This is a genomic window from Mycolicibacterium hippocampi (genome assembly GCF_010723735.1).
Taxonomy (GTDB): Bacteria; Actinomycetota; Actinomycetes; order Mycobacteriales; family Mycobacteriaceae; genus Mycobacterium; species Mycobacterium hippocampi.
Window position 1 is genome coordinate 4,396,093 of the sequence record NZ_BLLB01000002.1, and the last position, 22,360, is coordinate 4,418,452.

Below are 22,360 nucleotides of genomic sequence, written 5' to 3' on the forward strand. Positions count from 1 at the left end.
ACCACAGCCGCGCCCCGCACCGCGCACTACATTGACGGATATGCGCATCGCCCGATTCATCGGCCTGCTGGTCGCGATCCTGACCACAGCCGCCCTGGTGGCCCCCGGCGCAGCCGCGGGGCCGCCGCTGCGGCTGCCGGCGTACATCACCGACGACGCAGACGCCTTGAACGCGGCCGGCGAGGCCCGGGTGCAGAGTGCGATCGACAGGCTCTACGACGAGCGCCGCATCCGGCTTTGGGTGGTGTTCGTCGAGGACTTCGCCGGCCAGAACGCGCAGGCATGGGCGGAATCCACCTATCAGCGCAGCGATCTCGGTGATCAGGACGCGATCCTGGCAGTGGCCACCGTGGACCGGGCGTATGCGTTCCTGGCACCCACCGAGGCGTTGGGCGGCGTCGACATCGACGAGGTGCGGCGCAACGACGTCGAACCACTGCTGCGCACCGGCGACTGGGCCGGCGCGGCGATCGCGGCCGCCGACGGCCTGGCCGACACCGGCCCCTCGGGCGGTTCGGGCAGCTGGGTGGGCATGCTCGTGCTACTCGGGCTGATCGCGCTGGCGGTCGGGGCGCTGGTGCTGTGGCAGCGGCGCCGTAAACGCAAGCGGCGCGAGGCCGAGTTCGCCGCCGCGCAGCGGGTGGACCCATCGGACCCGAATGCGCTGGCGTCGGTGTCCGTCGACGCGCTCGACGACCTGTCCAAGCAGATCGTCGTCGAGGTCGACAACGAGGTGCGCACCAGCGAGAACGAACTGACGTTGGCGGTCGAGGAATTCGGCGAAAAGGACACCGCAGCGTTCACCCGGGCGGTCACCAACGCCAAGACCACGCTGGCGCAGGCGCTCAACGTGCGCCAGATCCTCGACGACGCTGTGCCCGAGACGCCGCAGCAGCGCCGCGACCTGCTGACGCGGGTGATCGTCGCCGCCGCCCGGGCCGATCAGGAACTCGAGGCCCAGCGCGAGTCCTTCGCCGCGCTGCGCGACCTGGTGATCAACGCGCCCACCCGCCTGGACAAGCTGACCCAGCAGATGGTCGACCTGACGGCCCGGCTGGCCCCGGCCGAGCAGGCGCTGGCCCGGCTGCACTCCCAGTTCGCCGAGACCGCCCTCGCCTCGGTGTCCGACAACGTCGACGAGGCCAAGCATCGGCTGGAGTTCGCCGATCAGAACATCGGCACCGCCCGCGACCTGGTGTCACGGCCGTCGAACCGGCAGATCGGCCTGGTGGACGCCATCCACGCGGCCGAGGCGGCGCTCGGTCAGGCGCGCACGCTGCTCGACGCCGTGGACAGCGCGGGCACCGACATCAACCGCGCGGTGGCGGGCCTGCCCGCGGCGATCGCCGACATCCAGAACGGCATCAACCAGGCGGGATCCCAGCTCGCACAGGGCGGTGTCGCGGTGGCCACCGAGCTCAGTTCCGCCCGCGACGACGCGGTGCAGGCGGTGGCCCACGCCCAGAGCGAGGGCAACTCCGACCCGCTGGGCGCCTTCACCCGGCTGACCCAGGCCGACGCCGAGTTGGACCGGCTACTCGAAGAGGTCGCCCACGAACGGGAAACCACCGAGCGCCTCAGCCGCACCTACGACCAGGCGCTGTTCAACGCGCAGTCCCGGGTGCGCTCGGTGTCGGACTACATCGACACCCGCCGCGGCGCCGTCGGCCCCGAGGCGCGCACCCGGTTGTCGGAGGCGGTGCGCCAGCTGCAGGCCGCGCAGGACAAGCGGGCCACCAACCTGGCCGAGGCCACCGCCCACGCCAACGGCGCCGCGATGCTCGCCGCCCAGGCACAGTCGCTGGCCAACGCCGACGTCTCCGCCGCCCAGCGGCACTTCAACGGACCCTACGGCGGCGGTGGTCGCGGCGGCGGCGGTCAGATGGGTGCGGTGATCGGCGGCATCCTCATCGGCAACGTGCTCTCCGGAGCCCTGCGCGGCGGCTTCGGCGGCGGCGGGTTCGGTGGTGGCTTCGGTGGTGGAGGCTTCGGTGGCGGAGGCGGCGGCATGAGCGGCGGCGGCGGGCGCTTCTAGCCCGCTCGCGGCGAACCGCGAGCAGACACAAACTCACCTGTTTTCGAGTGAAAAAGGGTGAGTTTGTGTCTGTTCGCGGCGAAAGGTCAGCAGCCCTTGAGCCGGACGGCCAGGTAGTCCGACACCTCCGAGATCGCCACCCGTTCCTGGGTCATGGCGTCGCGTTCGCGCACCGTCACCGCATGATCGTCGAGCGAATCGAAGTCCAGCGTCACGCAGAACGGCGTGCCGATCTCGTCCTGACGGCGGTAACGCCGGCCGATCGCGCCGGCGTCGTCGAACTCGATGTTCCACGACGTGCGCAGTTCGGCGGCCAGGTCCCGGGCTTTCGGCGACAGGTCGGCGTGCCGCGACAGCGGCAGCACCGCCGCCTTGACCGGCGCCAACCGCGGATCCAGCTTCAGCACGGTGCGCTTGTCGACGCCGCCCTTGGCGTTGGGCGCCTCGTCCTCGGTGTAGGCGTCGACGAGGAAGGCCATCAGCGAGCGCGTCAGCCCGGCTGCCGGCTCGATCACGTACGGCGTGTAGCGGGTGTCCGAAGCCTGATCGTAGAACGACAGGTCGGCGCCGGAATGCTTGGAGTGCGTGGACAAGTCGAAGTTGGTGCGGTTGGCGATGCCTTCGAGCTCACCCCACGGGCTGCCGGCGAAACCGAACTTGTACTCGATGTCGACGGTGCCGTCGGAGTAGTGGGACAGCTTCTCCTTGGGATGGTCGTAGAGCCGCAGGTTGTCGCGGTTGATGCCGAGGTCGACGTACCAGGCCAGCCGGGTGTCGATCCAGTACCGGTGCCACTCGGCGGCCGTGGACGGCTCGACGAAGAACTCCATCTCCATCTGCTCGAACTCACGGGTGCGGAAGATGAAGTTGCCCGGGGTGATCTCGTTGCGGAAGCTCTTACCGATCTGGCCGATGCCGAACGGCGGCTTCTTGCGCGCCGTGGTGACCACATTGGCGAAGTTGACGAAGATGCCCTGCGCGGTCTCGGGGCGCAGATAGTGCAGGCCCTCCTCGGTCTCGATCGGGCCGAGGTAGGTCTTGAGCATCATGTTGAAGTCACGCGGCTCGGTCCACTGGCCCTTGGTGCCGCAGTCCGGGCAGACGATCTCGGTCATCGGAACCGAATCCGGATCGTCGAGACCCTTCTTGGCGGCGTAGTTCTCCTGCATGTGGTCCTGGCGGTGCCGCTTATGGCAGTTCAGGCACTCGACCAGCGGGTCGTTGAAAACCTCCACGTGACCTGACGCGACCCATACCTGGCGCGGCAGAATGATCGCGCTGTCCAGGCCGACGACATCGTCACGGCCGGTGACCACCGAACGCCACCACTGCCGCTTGATGTTGTCCTTGAGCTCGACGCCGAGCGGACCGTAATCCCAGGCGGATTTGGTCCCGCCGTAGATCTCGCCGGACTGGTACACCAGCCCACGGCGTTTGGCCAGGTTTGCAACGGTGTCGATGATCGAGGACGGAGCCACGGCTCAACAGCGTAGCGAGGCCGTTTGGCTGCTCGCGGCGCGGGCGAGGGGCCCGTCCGGTTGACATGCGCAGTTCCGCATGTATCGTGGGTTCAAATGAAAACGGTTTCCACTATGTCCGATTCGCAGGACTCACACGACCCGGCTCTGGAGGCGGGCACTCCGCCCGCCGAGCTGCCGCCGCGCGAAGTCCTCGACACCGCGGGCGACCTGCTGCGCGCCCTTGCGTCGCCCTTACGCATCGCGATCGTGCTGCAACTCCGCGAAGAGGCGCGCTGCGTCCACGAACTGGTCGACGCGCTGAACGTCCCGCAGCCGCTGGTCAGCCAGCACCTCCGGATCCTCAAGGCCGCGGGCGTGGTGGACGGCGCGCGGTCGGGCCGGGAAGTGTTGTACCGCTTGGTCGATCACCACCTGGCAGATATCGTCATCGCAGCTGTCAGTCATGCCGGGGAGGAGCAGCAATGACGGGTGCCGTGCGGGCGACGCGCCAGCGCGCGGCCATCGCCGCGCTACTGGACAACCTCGACGACTTCCGCTCGGCCCAGGAGCTGCACGACGAACTGCGCCGCAGCGGTGAGGGCATCGGGCTGACCACCGTCTACCGCACGCTGCAGCAGATGGCCGCGTCCGGCGCCGTCGACACGCTGCGCACCGACACCGGCGAGTCGGTGTACCGCCGGTGCTCCGAGCACCACCACCACCACCTGGTCTGCCGGACGTGCGGATCCACCATCGAGATCCAGGGCGGCCACGTCGAGAAATGGGCCGCCGCGGTCGCCCGCGAACACGGCTTCACCGACGTCAGCCACACCATCGAGATCTTCGGTCTGTGCCGCAAATGCGCGGCGGCGGCAGACAACTAGCGCTTGAGACCCCGCCATCCGGCGACGGCGACGATCACGCCGACAATCGCGATGATCGGTCCGAGGACGGTCCAGGTCGTGGTGTTGCTCATCGGGCTCCCCGACACCGCCCCCAGGCCCTGGAAGAAGAAGAGCAGACCGGCGAGAGTGACCACCACTCCGACAATGACCACTGCTGTACGCATACCCGCGACCCTAGTCCCGCGCGGTCCGGTCAGGCGACCAGCGCGCGGCGGACGTCGGTGCCGGTGGCCAACACCATCAGGATCAGCGTTCGCAGCGCGTCGTCGGTGAGGCCCGCGGCCGGGAAGTTGTAGCGCAGCAGCACGTCACCGGTCTTCTTGGAACGGCCCTTCTCCGGGCCGACCTTCTGCGCGCCGATCTTCTCCACCAGCGACACGGTGCCGAGCAGGGTGTCGTGCGCATGTTTGGCCACGCGGGCGCGGATCTTGCTGTCCAGCGGCAGATCCCACGCCAGCACCTGGGTGAGCGACACCAACTCGAGGTCCTCGGCGATCGGCACCACCCGCAGCGACGCGAACGTGTCGTCGTGCTGCACCGTCAGCGCACCGTCGTCCTCGTGCTGGACGGGCAGGACCTCCCCGAGGACCCCGGCGAGCCGATCGTGCAGCTCCATCTAGGCCCTGCCGCTCAGGCACATCATTCGGCTCTGCCGCTCAGGCACATCATTCGGCTCTGCCGAAGCGTCGGTTGCGGTGCACATATTCCTCGCACGCCGCCCACAGATCGCGGCGGTCGTAGTCCGGCCACAGCTTGTCCTGGAAGACGTATTCGGCGTAGGCCGCCTGCCACAGCAGGAAGTTGCTCGCCCGCTGCTCACCCGAGGTACGGATGAACAGGTCGACGTCGGGGATGTCGGAGCGGTGCAGGTGCTTGGCGAATGCCGCCTCGCTGATCCGGCCGGGGTTGATCTTGCCGTCCACGGCTTCCTGCGCGAGTTGGCGTGCCGCCTCCACGATCTCGGTGCGACCGCCGTAGTTCACGCAGTAGTTGATCGTGATGACGTCGTTGTCGACGGTCATCTCCTCGGCGATGTCGAACTCCTTGATGACGCTGCGCCACATCCGGGGCCGGGAACCGACCCAGCGCATCCGCACACCCATGTCGTTGAGGTTCTCCCGCCGCCGGCGCACCACCTCCCGGTTGAAGCCCATCAGGAATCGGACTTCCTCGGTGCTGCGCTTCCAGTTCTCGGTGGAGAACGCGTACACCGTCAGGTGCTTGACGCCGATCTCGATGGCCCCGCAGGTGATGTCGATGAGCACCGCCTCGCCCATTTTGTGCCCCTCGGTGCGGTGCAGCCCGCGCTGGGTGGCCCACCGCCCGTTGCCGTCCATCACCACCGCGACGTGGCTGGGCACCTGGTCGGCCGGGATCTGCGGTGCGGCAGCCTTGGAGGTGTGCTGCGGCGGGCGGGCGAATTTGCCGTTGGTGCGCGCCGGCAGCTCCGGGAAAACGACCGGCCAGCTCGACTTGTCCGGGAAGCTGGGGTAGTCGTCAGGCGCCGGCGGCAGCTGCGGGTAGCGGTTCTTCCCCGTCCGCTTGGTTGCCATGCGCTTCATCCTGCCTGATGCCCTGTCTGGCGGTCCGCTCCACCCGGTAGACACCTCGCTCCACAAGGGGCAGCGTCCGCAGCTGCCGTTCCAGATGCCACTGCAGGTGCGCGGCGACGAGTCCGCTGGCCTGACTGCGGTGCTGCGACTCGGATGCCTGCGCGTGCTCCCAGTCACCGTCGTGGAGCGCGACCATCAGGTCCAGCACGGCTTGCGGCGGTGTCACCGACCCGGACGGCCGGCAGTGCACGCACACGCTCCCACCCGCCGCGACGTGGAACGCCCGGTGCGGGCCGGGGGTTGCGCACCGGGCGCACTCGGTCAGCGCCGGGGCCCACCCGGTGATGCCCATCGCACGCAGCAGGTAGGCGTCGAGGACGAGTTCACGGGGACGGTTGCCGTCGGCCACCGCGCGCAGCGCCGCCACCGTCAGCCGGTGCAGCGCAGGCGCCGGGGCCCGCTCCTCCCCCGCCAGCCGCTCGGCGGTTTCGAGCACCGCGCAGGCACAGGTGTAGCGCCCGTAGTCGGAGACGATGTCCGAGGCGAACGCGTCGATCGCCTGGACCTGGGTGACGATGTCGAGATTGTGGCCCGGATGCAGCTGAACATCGATGTGCGCGAACGGTTCCAGCCTCGCCCCGAACTTGCTTCGGGTGCGCCGCACCCCCTTGGCCACCGCCCGCACCAGACCGTGATCGCGCGTGAGCAGGCTCACGATGCGGTCGGCTTCGCCGAGCTTGTGCTGGCGTAACACCACCGCACGATCCCGGTACAGACGCATTCGACCAGTCTGGCATTGCCAACCGACTAAAACCGGTCCGCAGCGCCGATACTCTCGTAAGTGATGGCAAAGACTCCTCCCCGCCGCGATCGACCCGCGGCCAGGTTCCCCACCCTGACTCACCAGCTCTATCAGCTGGCGAGCGGGAGTTCCTCGTCCGAGGAGCTGGTGCGCAGATCCCTGGAAGCCATCGAGGCGAGCCAGGACACCCTGAACGCCTTCCGGGTGGTGCTGGCCGACCAGGCCGTCGCCGATGCAGCCGCCGCCGATCGCAAACGCCAGGCGGGCCAGGACATTTCGCGGTTCCCGCTGCTGGGCATCCCGATCGCGGTCAAAGACGACGTCGACGTCGCCGGCGTGCCCACCCGGTTCGGCACCGAGGGCCGGGTGCGGGTGGCCGACGCCGACTCCGAGGTGGTCCGACGGCTGCGCGCCGCCGGCGCGGTGATCGTCGGGAAAACCAACACCTGCGAGTTGGGGCAGTGGCCGTTCACCAGCGGCCCCGGCTTCGGACACACCCGTAACCCCTGGTCGAGGGAGCACACCCCGGGTGGATCGTCCGGCGGCAGCGCCGCCGCCGTGGCGGCCGGCCTGGTGGCCGCCGCGATCGGGTCCGACGGTGCCGGCAGCGTACGTATCCCGGCGGCCTGGACCCACCTCGTCGGCATCAAGCCGCAGCGGGGCCGGATCTCCACCTGGCCGCTGCCCGAGGCGTTCAACGGAATCACCGTCAACGGGGTGCTGGCCCGCACCGTGGCCGACGCCGCGCTGGTGCTCGACGCCGCATCCGGCAACACCCCCGGCGACCTGCACAAGCCGCCCCGGATCCAGGCGTCGGACTATGTGTCGCGCGCGCCGGGGCCACTGCGGATCGCGTTGTCCACCAAGTTCGCGTTCACCGGGTTCCGGCCCACCTTGCACCCCGAGATCAGTTCCGCGTTGCAGGCGGTGGCCGGTCAGCTCGAACAACTCGGCCACACGATCATCTCCGCCGACCCGGACTACGACCTGCGGATGTCGTGGAACTTCCTGGCCCGCTCCACCGCCGGTATACCGGAGTGGATCGAGCGGTTGGGCTACGGCGTGACGCTGGACAAACGCACCCGTTCCAATGCCCGAATGGGCCGGCTGCTGTCCGAGGACGTGCTGCGCAAAGCCCGCGCACACGAATCGGCTTCGCAGCGGCGGATCGGCTGGGTCTTCAACCTGGCCGACGTCGTGCTCGCCCCCACCACCGCCCAGCCGCCGCCGAAGGTGGAGGCGTTCGACCAGCTCAGCGGGCTGGCCACCGACCGGGCGATGATCCGAGCCTGCCCGGCGACGTGGCCGTGGAATCTGCTCGGCTGGCCGTCGATCAACGTGCCCGCCGGGTTCACCTCCGACGGCCTGCCGATCGGGGTGCAGTTGATGGGCCCGGCGCACAGTGAACCGCTGCTGGTGTCGCTGGCCGCCGCACTGGAGGCCATCAACGGCTGGGCGGCCCGGCAACCGCAGAACTGGTGGGAACCGCGTCCCGAGATCGCGCCGGAGCAGGCCACGAATCTGCCCGCTCCGCCCTCGATTGCCGACGAGGTCGCGTAAAGTCCCCGCTGTGACCAGCAGCAAGATCGTGCGAGCACTACCCGCGGTGGCACTCGTCGGCGCCGCGATCGCCGGCATCCCGGCCGCCAACGCCGACAATCGGCGGCTCAACGAGAGCGTGGTCGTCAACGTCTACACGATCCAGCATCGCAACGACTGCGAGACCGAGATCAAGATCAACCCCCAGCTCCGGCTGGCCGCGCAGTGGCACACCAACGACGTCCTCCGAAACCGCGCCCTGAACGGCGACATCGGCTCGGACGGGTCGACCGCCCAGGATCGGGCGAACCGCGCGGGGTTCGTGGGTACGGTCTCCGAGACCGTGGCGATCAACCCGGCGCTGGCCATCAGCGGCGTCGAGATCATGAACCAGTGGTACTACCGGCCGGACTACATGGCCATCATGTCGAACTGCGCAAACACCGAGATCGGGGTGTGGTCGGAGAACAGCTGGGACCGCTCCGTGGTGGTGGCGGTGTACGGCCAGCCCGGCTAGCTCTCAGCTGGCCCTAGAAGCCCAGACGTCCCAGCTGCTTGGGATCCCGCTGCCAGTTCTTCGCGATCTTGACGCGCAGATCCAGGTAGACCTTCGTGCCGAGCAGCTTCTCGATCTGGGTCCGGGCCGCGGTTCCCACCTCTCGTAGCCGCTCACCGCCCTTGCCGATCACGATGCCCTTCTGGGAGTCGCGCTCGACGAAGAGGATGGCGTGGACGTCGACGAGAGGCTGGTCGTCCGGGCGGCCCGGGCGCAACTCCATCTCCTCGATGACCACGGCCAGCGAGTGCGGCAACTCGTCGCGGACCCCCTCGAGCGCCGCCTCCCGGATCAGTTCCGCGATCAGCGTTTCCTCGGGTTCGTCGGTGAGCTCGCCGTCGGGGTAGAACGCCGGGCCCGGTGGAAGCTGGGCGACCAGCACGTCGATCAGCACGTCGAGTTGTGTCCCGGACGTCGCCGAAACCGGGACGATCTCGGTATCGGGCCCGACCAACTCGCTCACGGCCATCAGCTGCCCGGCGACCTGTTCCTTGGACACCTTGTCCATCTTGGTCACGACCGCCACCAGCGTCGTCCTCGGCGCGACCGCGCGGATCTGCTCGAGAATCCACCGGTCCCCCGGCCCGATCTTCTCGTCGGCGGGGATGCACAACCCGATGACGTCGACCTCCGAGTAGGTGCCTTTGACCAGGTCGTTGAGGCGCTGCCCGAGAAGCGTGCGGGGGCGGTGCAGGCCGGGGGTGTCGACCAGCACGATCTGGAAGTCGTCGCGGTGCACGATGCCGCGGATGGTGTGCCGGGTGGTCTGCGGCCGGTTCGACGTGATCGCCACCTTGGTGCCGACGAGCGCGTTGGTCAGCGTGGACTTGCCGGTGTTCGGCCTGCCGACGAAACACACGAAGCCGGAACGGAATTCGGTCACGCAAGCACCGCGCCGGCCCGGTCGGTCACGATGAGCACGGCATCGCCGGAGAGCTCGCGAACCGCGGCGACGCCGGGGTCATCTGCCGATCCTCCCGCCAGCACGGCGGCCTCCAGACCGGTGGCACCACTGGACACCGCCGCGGCGACCGCGGCCTGCAGCGCGGTCAGCTCCAGCGCCGCCAGCCGGACGGGGGCACCCGCATAGGTGCGGCCGTCGACGTCGCGCACCGCCGCGCCAGTCGGTGTCTCGGCCCGGGCCATCGCGCCGCGGGCCAGCACCACCAGCTTCGCGTCTTCTGGATCCAGCTCGCTCATCGGCGTTCTTCTCCGTCGTCATCATCGTCGGGATCGGGTTCGACCGGGCTGACCAGTACGGTGCCGATCCGGACCCGCCCCCGCGGGTCGGGCCCGCCTTCGGCGCGTAACCGCAGACCGTCCCACGTCACCTCGGCGCCGGGCAGCGGCACGCGTCCGAGTTCGAGCGCGACCAGGCCGCCGACGGTGTCGACGTCGAGATCCTCGTCGAACTCCACCTCATAGAGCTCGCCGAGGTCCTCGATCGGCAGCCGGGCCGAGACCCGGTACTGCCGGTCGCCCAGGTCCTCCACCGGCGCGACCTCGTCGGTGTCGTATTCATCGGCGATCTCGCCGACGATCTCCTCGAGCACGTCCTCGATCGTCACCAGACCGGCGATCGCGCCGTACTCGTCGACCAACAACACCATGTGCACCCGGTCGAGCTGCATCTCGCGCAGCAGGGCGTCCAGCGGTTTGGAGTCGGGCACGAACGCCGGTTTGCGCATCACGTCCGACACTGCGGTGTCACGGCCGCCGTTGATCGAGTTGTAGGTGCGTTGCACCAGATCCTTCAGATACACGACGCCGACGACGTCGTCGACGTTCTCGCCGATCACCGGGATGCGCGAATGCCCGCTTCGCACCGCCAGCGAGGTGGCCTGGCCCGCCGTTTTGTCACTCTCGATCCACACCATCTCGGTGCGCGGCACCATCACCTCACGCGCCGGGGTGTCCCCCAGCTCGAACACCGACTGGATCATCCGGCGTTCGTCGTCGGCCACCACACCACTCTGCTGAGCCAAGTCGACGACCTCGCGCAGCTCGATCTCGGAGGCGAACGGACCGTTGCGGAAGCCCCGGCCCGGGGTCAGCGCGTTGCCGATCAACACCAGCAACCGGCTGACCGGAAGCAGCAGCACCGAGATCGCTTGCAACGGAAGGGCCGTCAGCAATGCGATGGTGTACGCGTTCTGCCTGCCCACCGTGCGGGGCCCGACACCTATCGCCACGAAGCTGACCACCACCATGATCGCGGCGGCGGCGGCCAGTCCCCACGTCACGCCCAGGCCGCCGTCGAGGTAGGCGGCCAGCAGCACCGTCGCGCTGACCTCGCAGGTGATGCGCAGCAGCACGATGAGGTTGATGTAGCGGGGCCGCTCGACCATCACCCTGGCCAACCGCACAGCACCCGGCCGTTCCTCGCGGACGAGTTCGTCGACGCGCGCCTTCGACACGGTGCTCAGCGCGGCGTCGATCGCGGCGAACAGCCCACCGAACGCGACCAGCACAACGGCGCTGATCAGCTGACCGACGGGGCTCACGGTTCGTCGAACAGTCGGGATCTGTCCACCAACCGGCGGTCCTTATCGATCTGCCGGTCCTGGTAGTAGGCCTCGACCTGGTCGGCCACCCACTCTTCGAGCAGCTGGCGCTGCAGCGCGAACATCTCTTTTTCCTCATCGGGCTCGGCGTGGTCGTAACCCAGCAGGTGCAGCACACCGTGGACGGTGAGCAGGGCCAGCTCCTGACCCAGGGTGTGCCCGGCATCTTCGGCCTGCTTGGCGGCGAACTCGGGACACAGCACGATGTCGCCGAGCATCGACGGCCCCGGCTCCGGCGAATCGGGCCGGCCGCCGGGTTCGAGTTCGTCCATCGGGAAACTCATCACATCGGTCGGGCCCGGCAGGTCCATCCACCGCATGTGCAGGTCCGCCATCGCGGCGGTGCCGAGCAGCACCATCGACAGCTCGGCAGCTGGATTGACGTCCATCTTGCGGATGACGAACTGGGCGACGCTGATCAGTTCCTGCTCGGAGATGTCGATGCCCGATTCGTTGGCAACCTCGATACTCATGGGGTGCTCTGCTACCGCCTCGGTCTGCCCGAGCTGGTCGAGCGCCGCTGCGCACGGTTCATCAGGGTCGGCTCCTCGGATCTGGCGTAGGCGTCCACGATCTCGCCGACCAGGCGATGACGGACCACGTCGGCGCTGGTGAGTTCGGCGAAGTGGATGTCATCGATCCCGTCGAGGATGCGCATCGCCGCGCGCAGTCCGGACGCCGCGCCACCCGGCAGGTCGACCTGCGTGATGTCGCCTGTCACAACGATTTTCGAGTCGAAGCCGAGCCGGGTGAGGAACATCTTCATCTGCTCGGCGGTGGTGTTCTGAGCCTCGTCGAGGATGATGAACGCATCCGAAAGGGTTCTGCCACGCATGTACGCCAGCGGTGCCACCTCGATCACCCCGGCACTCATCAGCTTCGGGATCAGCTCGGGATCCATCATGTCGTGCAGGGCGTCGTAGAGGGGACGAAGGTACGGGTCGATCTTCTCGCTCAGCGTGCCGGGCAGAAAGCCGAGGCGCTCACCGGCTTCCACTGCCGGGCGGGTCAAAATGATTCGGCTGACCTGTTTGGTCTGCAGCGCGTTGACGGCTTTGGCCATCGCCAGATACGTCTTGCCAGTACCCGCGGGGCCGATGCCGAACACGATGGTGTGCGCGTCGATCGCGTCGACGTAGCGCTTCTGGTTCAGCGTCTTGGGCCGGATCGTCTTGCCGCGCCGCGACAGGATGTCCAGGGTCAGCACCTCGGCCGGCGACTCGTCGACCGTGCCCGTCAGCATCGCCACGCTGTGGCGCACCGCATCCGGTGTCAGCGTCTGACCACTGGAGACGACCTCGATCAGCTCGGAGAGCGCCCGCTCGGCCAGCGCCACATCCGCGGGTTCACCGGAGACGGTGATCGCGTTCCCGCGGGCGTGGATATCGGCGCTGAGCAGATTCTCGAGGGCGCGCAAGTTCTCATCGGAGGAGCCGAGCAGGCCCACGATGAGGTCGGGCGGAACAGTCATGCTGCTGCGGACCGACGGCTCAGGCGTGTCCGAGGCGGCGTTCGTCTCGCGGGGGCTCACGTGTGGTTTTCTGCCTGCTTCCTGTGTCTCGACCCGAATCGAAAACCCAGTTTAGCGCCGCCGACCGTCACGTCCCAACGCGTTACGACGGCGGCCCGACCGGCGTCGGCTCCGTCGTCTCCACCGGCCGCGGGTCGGGGGGACGCAACGGACGTTCGCGCACCACCACCGGCCACCAGAACCATCGGCCCAGCAGAGTGGCGATCGACGGCATCATGAACGCGCGCACGACGAAGGTGTCGAACAGCAGACCCAACCCGATGGTGGTGCCGACCTGCGCGATCACCCGCAGGTCGCTGACCACCATGGAGGCCATGGTCAGCGCGAAGACGACACCCGCGAGCGTGACCACGCTGCCGGTACCACCGATCGAGCGAATGATGCCGGTCTTGATCCCGGCACCGATCTCCTCCTTGAACCGCGACACCAGCAGCAGGTTGTAGTCCGATCCGACCGCGATCAGCGCGATGATCGACATCACCAGCACCATCCAGTGCAGCTCGATGCCGATGATGTGCTGCCAGATCAACACCGAGACCCCGAACGAGGCGCCCAACGACAGGATCACGGTACCGACGATGACCAGCGAGGCGACCAGGCTGCGGGTCAGCAGCAGCATCACCATCAGCACCAGGCTCAGCGCGGCGAGGACTGCGATCATCATGTCGTAGCGGGACCCGTCCGACATGTCCTTGAACGTCGCCGCGGTACCCGCGAGCTGGATCGTGGCGTCTTCCAGCGGGGTGCCCTTGAGCGCCTCGATCGCCGCGATCTTGATGGGTTCGACCCGCGCGAGCGCCGCGGGTTCTGTCGGGTCGCCGCGGTGGGAGACCAGCATGCGCACGGTCTTGCCGTCGGGCGAGAAGAAACTCTCCATCGCCTGTTGGAAGTCCTTGTTCTCGAACACTTCCGGCGGCAAATAGAAGGAGTCGTCGTTTCTGGCCGCATCGAACGACTTCCCCATCGCCGTGGAGTTCTCGCTCATCTCGTCCATCTGATCGTAGAACCCGCCCATGGTGGCGTAGGTCGTCAACATCATGTGACGCATGCTCTCCATGGTCTCGATCATCGGCGGGAACGTCGCGAGCATCTGCGGCAACAGCGTCCGCATCGTCTCCATGTTCACCAGCGCCTTGTCGAACGAGTCGGTCATGGTGCTGATGCCGTCCATCGAATCGAACAGCGACCGGAACGTCCAGCACATCGGGATGTTGTAGCAGTGCGGTTCCCAGTAGAAGTAATTCCGGATCGGACGGAACTGGTCATCGAAGTTGGCGATCATGTCGCGGACCTGATGCACGGTCTGCTGCATCTCGGTGAAGTCGTCGATCATCACCGTGGTGACGTTCGACAACTGCGTCATCAGCCCGTACATGGTGCGCATGGTTCCGATCGTGCGGGCCAGGTCATCAGCCTGGACGCGCATGTCCTCCATCCGGTCCTGCATCAGCTTCATGTTCTGCTGCTGACCGACGCCCTGCATGCTGATCAGGAACGGGATCGAGGTGTTCTGGATCGGCGCCCCGTCCGGACGGGTCGGAGCCTGCACGCGTGCGACACCCTCGACGCCGAAGACCCTCTTGGCGAGCCGGTCCAACACCAGGAAATCGGTGGGGTTGCGCAGGTCGTGATCGGATTCGACGAGGAGGATCTCCGGGCTCATCCGGGACAGCGAGAAGTGTTCCGTCGCAGCCTCCAACCCGGCGTTGGCCGGAATGGACTCCGGAACATAGCGGGTGTCGTCGTAGCTGGTCTGGTAGCCCGGCAGCGCGGCCAACCCGATGAAGGACAACGCCAGCGACGCCACCAGTATCGGTCCGGGCCAGCGGACCACCATGGTGCCGACGCGACGCCAGGCGCGGATCCGCATGGCGCGCTTGGGCTCGAGGAGACCGAACCGGCTGCCGACGGTCACCACCGCCGGGCCGAGGGTGAGCGCGACGGCCATCCCGGCCAGGGTGCCCACCCCGCACGGCACACCCATGCTCTGGAAGTAGGGCATGCGTGTGAACGACAGGCAGAACATCGAGCCGGCGATGGTCAGTCCCGAGCCCAGCACGACGGGCGCCGTGCCGTGGAACATCTCGTAGTAGGCCTCTTCATGGGTGGCGCCGGCGGTTCGGGCCTCCTGATAACGGCCGACGAGGAAGATCGCGTAGTCGGTGCCCGCGGCCACAGCCAGCGAGATCAACAGGTTGGTCGCGAACGTCGACAGACCGATCAAGTCGTAGTGGGCCAGCGCAGCGACGACGCTTCGTGCCAGCCCCAACTGGACGAGGACCACCGCCAGCAGCAGCAGCACGGTCGAGATCGAGCGGTAGAAGAACAACAGCAGCACCGTGATCACCACGAAGGTGACCATCAGCACGAGCGCCATGCTGCTCTCGCCGGCGATGTTGACGTCGGCGGTCAATGGCGCCGGCCCGGTGACGTGCACCCGAACCCCGGGCGGCGGCGGTGAATTGGCGACGATGTCTCGGACCGCTGCTACGGCCTCGTTGGACTCGGCCTCGCCCATGTTGCCGGCGAGGTTCAGCGTCGCGTACGCGGCTCGGCCGTCCGAGCTCTGTGCGGCCGCCTCGGTCAGCGAGTCACCCCACATGTCCTGGATGTTGCGGACATGCTCGGGCGCCGCCTCCAGCTTGTCGATCAGCTGGTCGTAGTAGTCGTGGGCGTCGTCACCGAGGGGCTGTTCGTTCTCGCTCTCCAGGACGATCAACGCGATCGAATCCGAGTCGGCCTCCTCGAAGAGCCGGCCCATGTCGGCCATCGCCTGCATCGACGGCGCATTGCTCGGGCTCATCGAGACCGAATTCTCGGCAGCGACGACCTCCAGTTGAGGCACGAGCACGTTGAGGGCAACGAGCAGAAGCGTCCAACCCACGATGATGGGGATCGCGAGCCGTCGGATCGACTGCGCGAGGAATCTCGGTCGGCGCAGCGCCTCGCTGCGGTTGCCGGCGACGTTCATCACGCCGCCTTGGTGAAGCAGTAGATGTAGGCGCTGACGTTGGTGATGGTGCGTTCGTCCTTCACTACGCCGTCGGCGGTGATCCGGCATCCGATGAAGTCGCCGTTACCCTGGGCCACGATGTTTCCCGACATCGCCGGCGAGTCGGTCTCGATGTCGATCGACCACGGAAGGGCGGCACCCACAAGCTGGTTGGGGTCGCCCTCAGCGTCGACGTAGTTGATGTCGGCGATCGCGCCCGGTTCGCCCCAGACCTCGTAGCGGACCACCTTCGGGTCGGACTTGTTGGAATCCTCGGACATGCTCCCCGCATAGCTCGGCAGCTGCTGTGAGCCGAAGATGCCGCGGATCCGCCATACGCTGAACGCGCCGACAGCGAGCACGATGACCAGAACGAGCGGTAGCCATGCTCGTGCCAAACGGGTGAGAATCAGACGTCCTTCGCCCTCGGGTGCAGCTTCTGGGGTCGTTCAGAAGGGAAGGCTAACCTATCTAATATCGGGCGGGTGAGCTACCCCCCGGGGGTGTGGTCAGCGCCACCGCGAGGTCAGCACCCCGAGCGCACCCAGCGCCACCGCGGCGGCCGTCGATGTCCGTAACACGGTCGGCCCCAACCGGACCGCCACCGCTCCGGCCTCCGTCAGCTCGGCCAGCTCGGCGTCGGCGATGCCTCCCTCGGGCCCGACCACCAGCGTCAGCGCCTCGGACTGCGCCAGCGCCACCTCGGTCAGGGGCCGGGCGGCCGACTCGTGCAGCACCAGCACCGTGGCCGGGTCTGCGGCCCGCACCCGGTCGACGAGTTCCCCGGTCGAAACGACGCCCTCGACGGCGGGGATGTAGGGCCGCCGGGACTGGCGGGCCGCCGAACGAGCCACCGCCCTCCAGCGCCGCAGGCCCTTCTCGACCTTTGCCGGCCCGTCCCAGCGCGCCACGCACCGCGACGCCTGCCACGCCACGAACGCGTCCGCTCCCACCTCCGTGGCGAGTTCTACGGCGAGTTCGGAACGCTCGGCTTTGGGTAACGCCTGCACCACCGTGATCCCCGGCACCGGAGGCTGTACCTGATGACGTTCCTGCACCCGGGCCGTCAGCCGGCCCTTCGCGACGTCCTCGACGACGCAGTGCGCCACCGCACCGGCGCCGTCGCTCAGATCGAGGTGCTCCCCTGGACGGGTTCGGCGCACGTTGGCCGCGTGGAAGCCCTCGTCGCCGTCGACCACCGCGAGCTCGCCGGGTCCGGGCACCGCCTCGACGTAGAACAGGCTGCGCACCGGTGGCCTAGCGGCCGGTGAACGTTTCGCGCAGCCGGTTGAACAGACCGCCGCCGTGCGACGAGTTGTTGCTGTGGGCGGTGCGAACCTCGGCGGTGCCATTGGTGCGCTCCTTGAAGGCGCGCAGCAGCTCGACGTCCTCGTGGTCGAGCCGTGACGGAACGACGACGTCGATGTGGGCGTGCAGGTTGCCGCGGACACCCGAGCGCAGGTGTGGCATGCCGTGGCCGCGGAGCGTGGTGACCGAGCCGGGTTGGGTCCCGGCGCCGACGGTGATCTCGATGGGCCCGTCGATGATCGCCTCGACGGTGACGGTGGTGCCCAGCGCGGCGTCGACCATCGGCACCGAGATCGTGCAGTGCAGGTCGTCCCCGTCGCGGACGAAGACGTCGTGCGGCTTCTCGTGGACTTCGACATACAGGTCGCCGGCGGGGCCGCCACCGGGCCCGACCTCGCCCTGAGCCGCCAGCCGCACCCGCATCCCGTCCCCCACCCCGGCGGGGATCTTGACGCTGATGTCGCGGCGGGCCCGGACCCGGCCGTCCCCGGCGCACCTGTTGCACGGATCCGGGATGACCTCGCCGACGCCGCCACAGACCGGGCAGGGGCGGGACGTCATCACCTGTCCCAGCAGCGAGCGTTGCACCGTCTGGATCTCACCGCGGCCCCCGCAGGTGTCACACGACACCGGCGTGGAGTTTCCGTGGGTGCCCTTGCCCTGGCACAGGTCGCACAGCACCGCGGTGTCGACCGTCACCTGCTTCGTCACCCCGGTCGCGCATTCCTCCAGGTCCAGCCGCATCCGCAGCAACGAGTCGGAGCCGGGACGCACCCGCCCGGTCGGCCCGCGCGAGGCGGCACCGCCGCCGAAGAACGCCTCGAACACGTCCCCCAGACCGCCGAACCCGGAGAATCCGCCGGCGCCGGCGCCGCCGGCTGCGGATTCCATCGGATCGCCACCGAGGTCGACGATCCGGCGCTTCTCCGGATCGCTGAGCACCTCGTAGGCGACGCTGATCTCCTTGAACCGGGCCTGGGCGGCCTCGTCGGGGTTGACGTCGGGGTGCAGCTCGCGCGCCAGCTTGCGATAGGCACGTTTGATCTCCGAGTCACTCGCACCGCTGCTCAACCCGAGCAGCCCGTAATAGTCGCGTGCCACGCTCAACCTTTCCCACCCGCTGATCCGTCCGAGACGAACACCGATCAGCGGCTACCTAGGACCTCGCCAATATAGAGAGCAACCGCGGCGACATTGGCGATAGTTCCCGGATAGTCCATCCGAGTGGGACCCACCACACCCATGCCGCCGAACACCTTGCCCGAACTACCGTATGCCGTGCTCACCACCGAGGTGCCGGCCATCTGTTCGGCCTCTGTTTCATGGCCGATCCGGACGGTGACCTTACCCGCCTCCTGCTGCGCGGCCAGCAGGCGCAGTACCACCACCTGCTCCTCGAGCGCCTCGAGCACCGACCGCAGCGAGCCCCCGAAATCCGCGGTGTTGCGGGTGAGGTTGGCGGTGCCGCCCAGCATCAGCCGCTCCTCGCTGTGTTCGACCAGCGACTCGACCAGCACGGTCGCCGACCTGCCGACGGCATTGGCGAGCCGACCCTGGCCGTTGAGTTGCGAGGCCAGATCGGAGACCGCAATGGAGGCGGCGGCCAGCGGCTTGCCCTCCAACGCCTGCCCGAGAAGATCGCGCAGCTGGGACAGCTCGACATCGTCGATGCCGTCGCCGAGCTCGACGATGCGCTGGTCCACCCGGCCGGAGTCGGTGATCACCACCAGCAGCAGCCGCGCCGGCGTCAGCGCCACCACCTCCAGATGCCGCACCGACGACGTCGACAGCGTCGGGTACTGCACGATCGCGACCTGGCGGGTCAGCTGAGCGAGCAGCCGCACCGCACGGCGCAGCACATCGTCCAGATCGACCCCGGACTCCAGGAACTTCAGGATCGCGCGGCGCTCCGCGCTGGACATCGGTTTGACGTTGTCGAGCCGGTCGACGAACTCGCGGTAGCCCTTCTCGGTGGGCACCCGCCCCGAGCTGGTGTGCGGCTGGGCGATGTAGCCCTCCGCTTCCAGCACCGCCATGTCGTTTCGCACCGTCGCGCTCGACACCCCGAGGTTGTGGCGCTCGACCAGGGACTTGGAACCGATGGGCTCCTTGGTCGAGACGAAGTCGGCAACGATTGCGCGCAACACCTCGAATCGACGATCGTCAGCGCTGCCCATTGTTCACCCACCTCTCGTCGGCCGTACCGGTCGACGTTCAGTTTACGGTGATCAGCGGCGGGTTCATCCCGCGGAGCAGCCCGGGCGCGCCCGGGCTCCAGGGGTTAACCTGGCAGACGGTCCGATATTGCGGGGGGCAAGGGCAGCGAAGGCGCGTCGATGATCTTCAAGGGAGTCCGCGAGGGAAGGCCCTACCCCGACCACGGGCTGTCGCACCGGCAGTGGGCCCAGATCCCGCCGCGCCAGATCCGCCTCGACGAGTTGGTGATGACGACCACGGTGCTCGCCCTGGACCGGCTGCTGTCGGAGGACTCCACTTTCTACGGTGACCTGTTCCCGCATGCGGTCAGGTGGCGCGGCAGCGTCTACCTCGAAGACGGCCTGCACCGGGCCGTGCGGGCGGCGCTGCGCAACCGGACGGTGCTGCACGCCCGGGTGTTCGACATGGACCTGCCGCTGCCCCAGCCGGGCTGAGCCGCCACCTTTGCCGCGCGAGGGCGCGTGTCTGCACGCGACACACCGCAATTCTCTGGCGTTCAGCGCACGCTCGCCGCTCCTCACAGCGCCCAAACAGCCATGCGTGTACATCATGGAGGTATGCGGGTGCTCGTGGCGGAGGACGAGCAGCTGCTCGCGGATGCGGTGGCCACGGGTCTGCGTCGGCACGCCATGGCTGTTGACGTGGTCTATGACGGCGCGAGCGCGCTCGAGCGGGCCACCGTCAACGACTACGACGTAGTGGTGCTCGACCGCGACCTGCCCGGGGTGTCCGGCGACGAGGTGTGTGCGACGCTGACTGGCGCCGGCGGCGATTCCCGGATCCTGATGCTGACCGCGGCGACCGCGGTGATGGACCGCGTGGCGGGTCTGCGCCTGGGCGCCGACGACTATCTGATCAAACCTTTCGCGTTCGCCGAGTTGGTCGCCCGCGTGCAGGCCCTGGCTCGTCGGGCGCGTCCCGCCGTCCCACCGGTGCTCGAACGCAGCGGCATCCGGGTGGACCCGCACCAACGCACGGTACAGCGAGATGGCCGACCGATTCCTCTGTCCCGCAAAGAGTTTGCCGTTCTCACCGAGCTGTTGCAGGCCAACGGCGGGGTGGTGTCGGCCGAACAGTTGCTGGAAAAGGCGTGGGACGAGAACGTCGACCCGTTCACCGGCGTCGTCCGGTACACCATCATGATGCTGCGTCGTAAGCTCGGCGATCCGCCGGTGATCGACACCGACCCGGGCGTCGGGTATCGCATCCGATGACGCCCCGATCCCGGCGTCGGTCGACCATCCGATGGCGCCTGACCGTCCTGTACGCCGGCGCCTTCTTCCTGGCCGGAGCCGTCCTCATCGCCCTGACGTACTTCTATTTGCATCAGTCGCTCTACAACCGCCCTGCCGGCGCCCAGGGCGTCGTGAGCCAGTTCCTCGATGATCGCGGCGTGCGGAACCGTCCCGTGGTCGACGGCCTGTTCCGCGCCCTCGCCACCGAGGCTGAGCGGGAGCGACGCGACACCCTACGCGGCATGCTGACCTGGTCGCTGGTGTCGCTGGGCGCCGTCGGCCTCGTGGCGGGGGCATTCGGCTGGTTGCTGGCCGGGCGCGCGCTGGCACCGCTGCAGAACGTCACCGCGACTGCACGCCGGGTCGCTGACCGCAGCCTGCACGAACGGATCACGCTGGACGGCCCGAACGACGAGATCAAGGAATTGGCAGACACTTTCGACGCGATGCTGGAGCGGCTGGACCGCGCATTCGACGGACAACGCCGATTCGTGGCCAACGCCTCACACGAGTTGCGTACCCCCTTGGCGATCAATCGGACTTTGATCGAGGTCGCACTGCAGGACCCGGACACCCCCGCGGCAACCCGCAAGCTGGGCGAAACGCTTCTGGGTGTCAACCACCGCAACGAACGCCTCATCGACGGCCTACTGGTACTTGCCAGCAGCGATCAGCAATTGCAGGTACGCGCCCGGGTGGACCTGGGAAAGATCACCGATCGCGCGGTGGCGATGGCCAACCCACCCAACGGCGTCCGGATCCGCGCCGATCTACCGCCGACTCCAGTCCTGGGCGATCCGGCACTACTGGAGCGCGTCGCCCAGAACCTCATCGACAACGCTGTGCGGTACAACGTGACCGAGGGTGGATGGGTGGACGTATCGGTCAGCGCATCCGATGGCGTTGCCCGCCTAGCCGTGACGAACTCCGGCCCAGTGGTGGCCGGCGCGGACATTCCCGCCCTGTTCGAACCATTCCGCCGGCTGGCCGGAACCGAGCGGATCGGCTTCGGTGCGGGCCTTGGTCTTTCGATCGTCCGTTCGGTGGCGACCGCCCACGGCGGCGAGGTACACGCGGTGCCCCGCCCCGAGGGCGGCCTGGTAGTGACGGTCACACTGCCGTCACGTCAGTAGTTGTGGCAGGTGTTCGCGATACGCGCCATCGTCTGGGCTTTCTCCTGACCCTCCGGCGTGTCCCACTGTTCGTCGATCTTGTTCTGCCAATGCGGATTCTCGGACAGCAGCCGTGCCAGCTCCTGTTGTCTCTGCTCTACCGACATCACCACGAAGTCCTGCAGCTTCTGCTGAGCGGCGGGACGGTTGTCGAGTTCGGCAGCGGCCTTCGGCGCTTCGGTGCGCACGGCCGCATACAACTGGTCGCAGTTGCACGTCGTCTGGATCAGCGGGCCATTGCCCGGTTGCGCAACAGCCACATCCGGCAACGCCAGCAACGGTAGGACGATCGCGGCACTGCCTGCAACCAGCAGTCTTGACGCAAATCTTGAAAACACGGTTTCCACCTTTCGACGCGTGCTCAGCCCACCGCGGTGTTGCGGTCGCCAGATCAGTGCATCAGGCGGACTGTTTGGTCAGCGCTAGCGTGCTCGTGGCGGCCGAGCGTGCGTGAAATGCCGGCAATTGCGGCGCGCCGCCGTGCAAACGCG

At 67.9% G+C, this 22,360-nt stretch carries 24 protein-coding genes; 8 read left to right on the forward strand and 16 right to left on the reverse strand.

What is annotated here, in order from left to right; all coding sequences use genetic code 11:
* Window positions 1–40: 40 nt before the first annotated feature.
* Entirely contained in the window at window positions 41–2,035 is a 1,995-nt protein-coding gene (locus tag G6N53_RS22180) for a TPM domain-containing protein (RefSeq protein ID WP_163892188.1), read from the forward strand.
* An 86-nt stretch (window positions 2,036–2,121) separates the two neighbouring features.
* Here G6N53_RS22180 and G6N53_RS22185 read toward each other — a convergent pair whose 3' ends face one another.
* Window positions 2,122–3,513, reverse strand: a complete 1,392-nt coding sequence (locus G6N53_RS22185) for a glycine--tRNA ligase (RefSeq protein WP_163892191.1) — start codon at window positions 3,511–3,513, stop codon at window positions 2,122–2,124.
* A gap of 96 nt (window positions 3,514–3,609) precedes the next feature.
* On the opposite strand from G6N53_RS22185, the gene G6N53_RS22190 reads away from it, so the two are divergent.
* Complete coding sequence (locus tag G6N53_RS22190; protein ID WP_163892194.1) at window positions 3,610–3,981, forward strand: ArsR/SmtB family transcription factor; 372 nt, start codon at window positions 3,610–3,612, stop codon at window positions 3,979–3,981.
* Window positions 3,978–4,379: a Fur family transcriptional regulator gene (locus tag G6N53_RS22195; protein ID WP_163892198.1), complete on the forward strand. Its 402-nt coding sequence runs from the start codon at window positions 3,978–3,980 to the stop codon at window positions 4,377–4,379. The genes G6N53_RS22190 and G6N53_RS22195 overlap by 4 nt, the downstream gene beginning before the upstream one ends.
* Here the strand turns inward: G6N53_RS22195 and G6N53_RS22200 are convergent.
* From G6N53_RS22200 to recO, 4 genes are read right to left on the reverse strand one after another with little or no spacing between them, the layout of a single operon-like run.
* Window positions 4,376–4,564 (reverse strand): hypothetical protein, encoded by a 189-nt coding sequence (locus G6N53_RS22200; protein ID WP_163892201.1) that lies wholly within the window; start codon window positions 4,562–4,564, stop codon window positions 4,376–4,378. The genes G6N53_RS22195 and G6N53_RS22200 overlap by 4 nt on opposite strands.
* A 29-nt stretch (window positions 4,565–4,593) precedes the next feature.
* A complete protein-coding gene (locus G6N53_RS22205; protein WP_163892204.1) occupies window positions 4,594–5,016 on the reverse strand; it encodes a hypothetical protein in 423 nt (140 codons plus the stop codon).
* A gap of 49 nt (window positions 5,017–5,065) precedes the next feature.
* Window positions 5,066–5,953 (reverse strand): decaprenyl diphosphate synthase, encoded by an 888-nt coding sequence (locus tag G6N53_RS22210; protein ID WP_163892207.1) that lies wholly within the window; start codon window positions 5,951–5,953, stop codon window positions 5,066–5,068.
* Window positions 5,898–6,734 carry a DNA repair protein RecO gene (gene recO / locus G6N53_RS22215; RefSeq protein ID WP_163892210.1) on the reverse strand — a complete coding sequence of 279 codons (837 nt, stop codon included), beginning with the start codon at window positions 6,732–6,734 and terminating at the stop codon, window positions 5,898–5,900. Before recO ends, G6N53_RS22210 begins: the two co-directional genes overlap by 56 nt.
* A 63-nt stretch (window positions 6,735–6,797) precedes the next feature.
* Between recO and G6N53_RS22220 the strand changes: the two genes are divergently transcribed.
* Window positions 6,798–8,315: an amidase gene (locus tag G6N53_RS22220; RefSeq protein WP_163892213.1), complete on the forward strand. Its 1,518-nt coding sequence runs from the start codon at window positions 6,798–6,800 to the stop codon at window positions 8,313–8,315.
* A 10-nt stretch (window positions 8,316–8,325) separates the two neighbouring features.
* Entirely contained in the window at window positions 8,326–8,811 is a 486-nt protein-coding gene (locus G6N53_RS22225; RefSeq protein WP_163892216.1) for a CAP domain-containing protein, read from the forward strand.
* Between the two features lie 13 nt (window positions 8,812–8,824).
* On the opposite strand, the gene era is transcribed toward G6N53_RS22225, so the two are convergent.
* The 10 genes from era to hrcA form a co-directional block, all read right to left on the reverse strand.
* Window positions 8,825–9,733 carry a GTPase Era gene (gene era, locus G6N53_RS22230; protein WP_163892219.1) on the reverse strand — a complete coding sequence of 303 codons (909 nt, stop codon included), beginning with the start codon at window positions 9,731–9,733 and terminating at the stop codon, window positions 8,825–8,827.
* Window positions 9,730–10,050: a cytidine deaminase-like protein gene (locus G6N53_RS22235; RefSeq protein WP_163892222.1), complete on the reverse strand. Its 321-nt coding sequence runs from the start codon at window positions 10,048–10,050 to the stop codon at window positions 9,730–9,732. Before G6N53_RS22235 ends, era begins: the two co-directional genes overlap by 4 nt.
* Window positions 10,047–11,354 (reverse strand): hemolysin family protein, encoded by a 1,308-nt coding sequence (locus G6N53_RS22240; protein ID WP_163892225.1) that lies wholly within the window; start codon window positions 11,352–11,354, stop codon window positions 10,047–10,049. Before G6N53_RS22240 ends, G6N53_RS22235 begins: the two co-directional genes overlap by 4 nt.
* Window positions 11,351–11,887 (reverse strand): rRNA maturation RNase YbeY, encoded by a 537-nt coding sequence (gene ybeY / locus G6N53_RS22245; protein WP_163892228.1) that lies wholly within the window; start codon window positions 11,885–11,887, stop codon window positions 11,351–11,353. Before ybeY ends, G6N53_RS22240 begins: the two co-directional genes overlap by 4 nt.
* Window positions 11,888–11,898: 11 nt before the next feature.
* A complete protein-coding gene (locus tag G6N53_RS22250; RefSeq protein WP_163892233.1) occupies window positions 11,899–12,945 on the reverse strand; it encodes a PhoH family protein in 1,047 nt (348 codons plus the stop codon).
* 82 nt (window positions 12,946–13,027) lie between these two features.
* Window positions 13,028–15,916 carry an MMPL/RND family transporter gene (locus G6N53_RS22255; RefSeq protein WP_163892236.1) on the reverse strand — a complete coding sequence of 963 codons (2,889 nt, stop codon included), beginning with the start codon at window positions 15,914–15,916 and terminating at the stop codon, window positions 13,028–13,030.
* Window positions 15,916–16,335 carry an MmpS family transport accessory protein gene (locus G6N53_RS22260; protein WP_163892239.1) on the reverse strand — a complete coding sequence of 140 codons (420 nt, stop codon included), beginning with the start codon at window positions 16,333–16,335 and terminating at the stop codon, window positions 15,916–15,918. The genes G6N53_RS22255 and G6N53_RS22260 overlap by 1 nt, the downstream gene beginning before the upstream one ends.
* Before the next feature lie 111 nt (window positions 16,336–16,446).
* Window positions 16,447–17,187 carry a 16S rRNA (uracil(1498)-N(3))-methyltransferase gene (locus G6N53_RS22265; RefSeq protein ID WP_163892242.1) on the reverse strand — a complete coding sequence of 247 codons (741 nt, stop codon included), beginning with the start codon at window positions 17,185–17,187 and terminating at the stop codon, window positions 16,447–16,449.
* Window positions 17,188–17,194: 7 nt separating this feature from the next.
* On the reverse strand, window positions 17,195–18,346 hold the full coding sequence (gene dnaJ, locus G6N53_RS22270) for a molecular chaperone DnaJ (RefSeq protein ID WP_163892247.1): 1,152 nt from the start codon (window positions 18,344–18,346) through the stop codon (window positions 17,195–17,197).
* 44 nt (window positions 18,347–18,390) lie between these two features.
* Window positions 18,391–19,422 (reverse strand): heat-inducible transcriptional repressor HrcA, encoded by a 1,032-nt coding sequence (gene hrcA, locus G6N53_RS22275; RefSeq protein WP_159234835.1) that lies wholly within the window; start codon window positions 19,420–19,422, stop codon window positions 18,391–18,393.
* Between the two features lie 159 nt (window positions 19,423–19,581).
* Between hrcA and G6N53_RS22280 the strand changes: the two genes are divergently transcribed.
* From G6N53_RS22280 to G6N53_RS22290, 3 genes are all read left to right on the forward strand, one after another.
* Window positions 19,582–19,896 (forward strand): type II toxin-antitoxin system VapB family antitoxin, encoded by a 315-nt coding sequence (locus G6N53_RS22280; protein ID WP_163892250.1) that lies wholly within the window; start codon window positions 19,582–19,584, stop codon window positions 19,894–19,896.
* Window positions 19,897–20,019: 123 nt separating this feature from the next.
* Window positions 20,020–20,676 carry a response regulator transcription factor gene (locus G6N53_RS22285; RefSeq protein WP_163892253.1) on the forward strand — a complete coding sequence of 219 codons (657 nt, stop codon included), beginning with the start codon at window positions 20,020–20,022 and terminating at the stop codon, window positions 20,674–20,676.
* Entirely contained in the window at window positions 20,673–21,830 is a 1,158-nt protein-coding gene (locus G6N53_RS22290; protein ID WP_163892256.1) for a sensor histidine kinase, read from the forward strand. The genes G6N53_RS22285 and G6N53_RS22290 overlap by 4 nt, the downstream gene beginning before the upstream one ends.
* Here G6N53_RS22290 and G6N53_RS22295 read toward each other — a convergent pair.
* Window positions 21,824–22,216 carry a hemophore-related protein gene (locus G6N53_RS22295; RefSeq protein ID WP_163892259.1) on the reverse strand — a complete coding sequence of 131 codons (393 nt, stop codon included), beginning with the start codon at window positions 22,214–22,216 and terminating at the stop codon, window positions 21,824–21,826. The genes G6N53_RS22290 and G6N53_RS22295 overlap by 7 nt on opposite strands.
* Between the last annotated feature and the right edge of the window lie 144 nt (window positions 22,217–22,360).

Bases quoted from the DNA above. Each gene is read 5' to 3' on its own strand.
- hrcA (WP_159234835.1), bottom strand. From the start codon at position 19,422: ATGGGCAGCGCTGACGATCGTCGATTCGAGGTGTTGCGCGCAATCGTT.
- G6N53_RS22195 (WP_163892198.1), top strand. From the start codon at position 3,978: ATGACGGGTGCCGTGCGGGCGACGCGCCAGCGCGCGGCCATCGCCGCG.
- G6N53_RS22280 (WP_163892250.1), top strand. From the start codon at position 19,582: ATGATCTTCAAGGGAGTCCGCGAGGGAAGGCCCTACCCCGACCACGGG.
- G6N53_RS22290 (WP_163892256.1), top strand. From the start codon at position 20,673: ATGACGCCCCGATCCCGGCGTCGGTCGACCATCCGATGGCGCCTGACC.
- G6N53_RS22235 (WP_163892222.1), bottom strand. From the start codon at position 10,050: ATGAGCGAGCTGGATCCAGAAGACGCGAAGCTGGTGGTGCTGGCCCGC.
- G6N53_RS22190 (WP_163892194.1), top strand. From the start codon at position 3,610: ATGAAAACGGTTTCCACTATGTCCGATTCGCAGGACTCACACGACCCG.
- G6N53_RS22200 (WP_163892201.1), bottom strand. From the start codon at position 4,564: ATGCGTACAGCAGTGGTCATTGTCGGAGTGGTGGTCACTCTCGCCGGT.
- G6N53_RS22285 (WP_163892253.1), top strand. From the start codon at position 20,020: ATGCGGGTGCTCGTGGCGGAGGACGAGCAGCTGCTCGCGGATGCGGTG.
- ybeY (WP_163892228.1), bottom strand. From the start codon at position 11,887: ATGAGTATCGAGGTTGCCAACGAATCGGGCATCGACATCTCCGAGCAG.
- G6N53_RS22205 (WP_163892204.1), bottom strand. From the start codon at position 5,016: ATGGAGCTGCACGATCGGCTCGCCGGGGTCCTCGGGGAGGTCCTGCCC.
- recO (WP_163892210.1), bottom strand. From the start codon at position 6,734: ATGCGTCTGTACCGGGATCGTGCGGTGGTGTTACGCCAGCACAAGCTC.
- G6N53_RS22255 (WP_163892236.1), bottom strand. From the start codon at position 15,916: ATGAACGTCGCCGGCAACCGCAGCGAGGCGCTGCGCCGACCGAGATTC.
- G6N53_RS22210 (WP_163892207.1), bottom strand. From the start codon at position 5,953: ATGGCAACCAAGCGGACGGGGAAGAACCGCTACCCGCAGCTGCCGCCG.
- G6N53_RS22220 (WP_163892213.1), top strand. From the start codon at position 6,798: ATGGCAAAGACTCCTCCCCGCCGCGATCGACCCGCGGCCAGGTTCCCC.
- G6N53_RS22180 (WP_163892188.1), top strand. From the start codon at position 41: ATGCGCATCGCCCGATTCATCGGCCTGCTGGTCGCGATCCTGACCACA.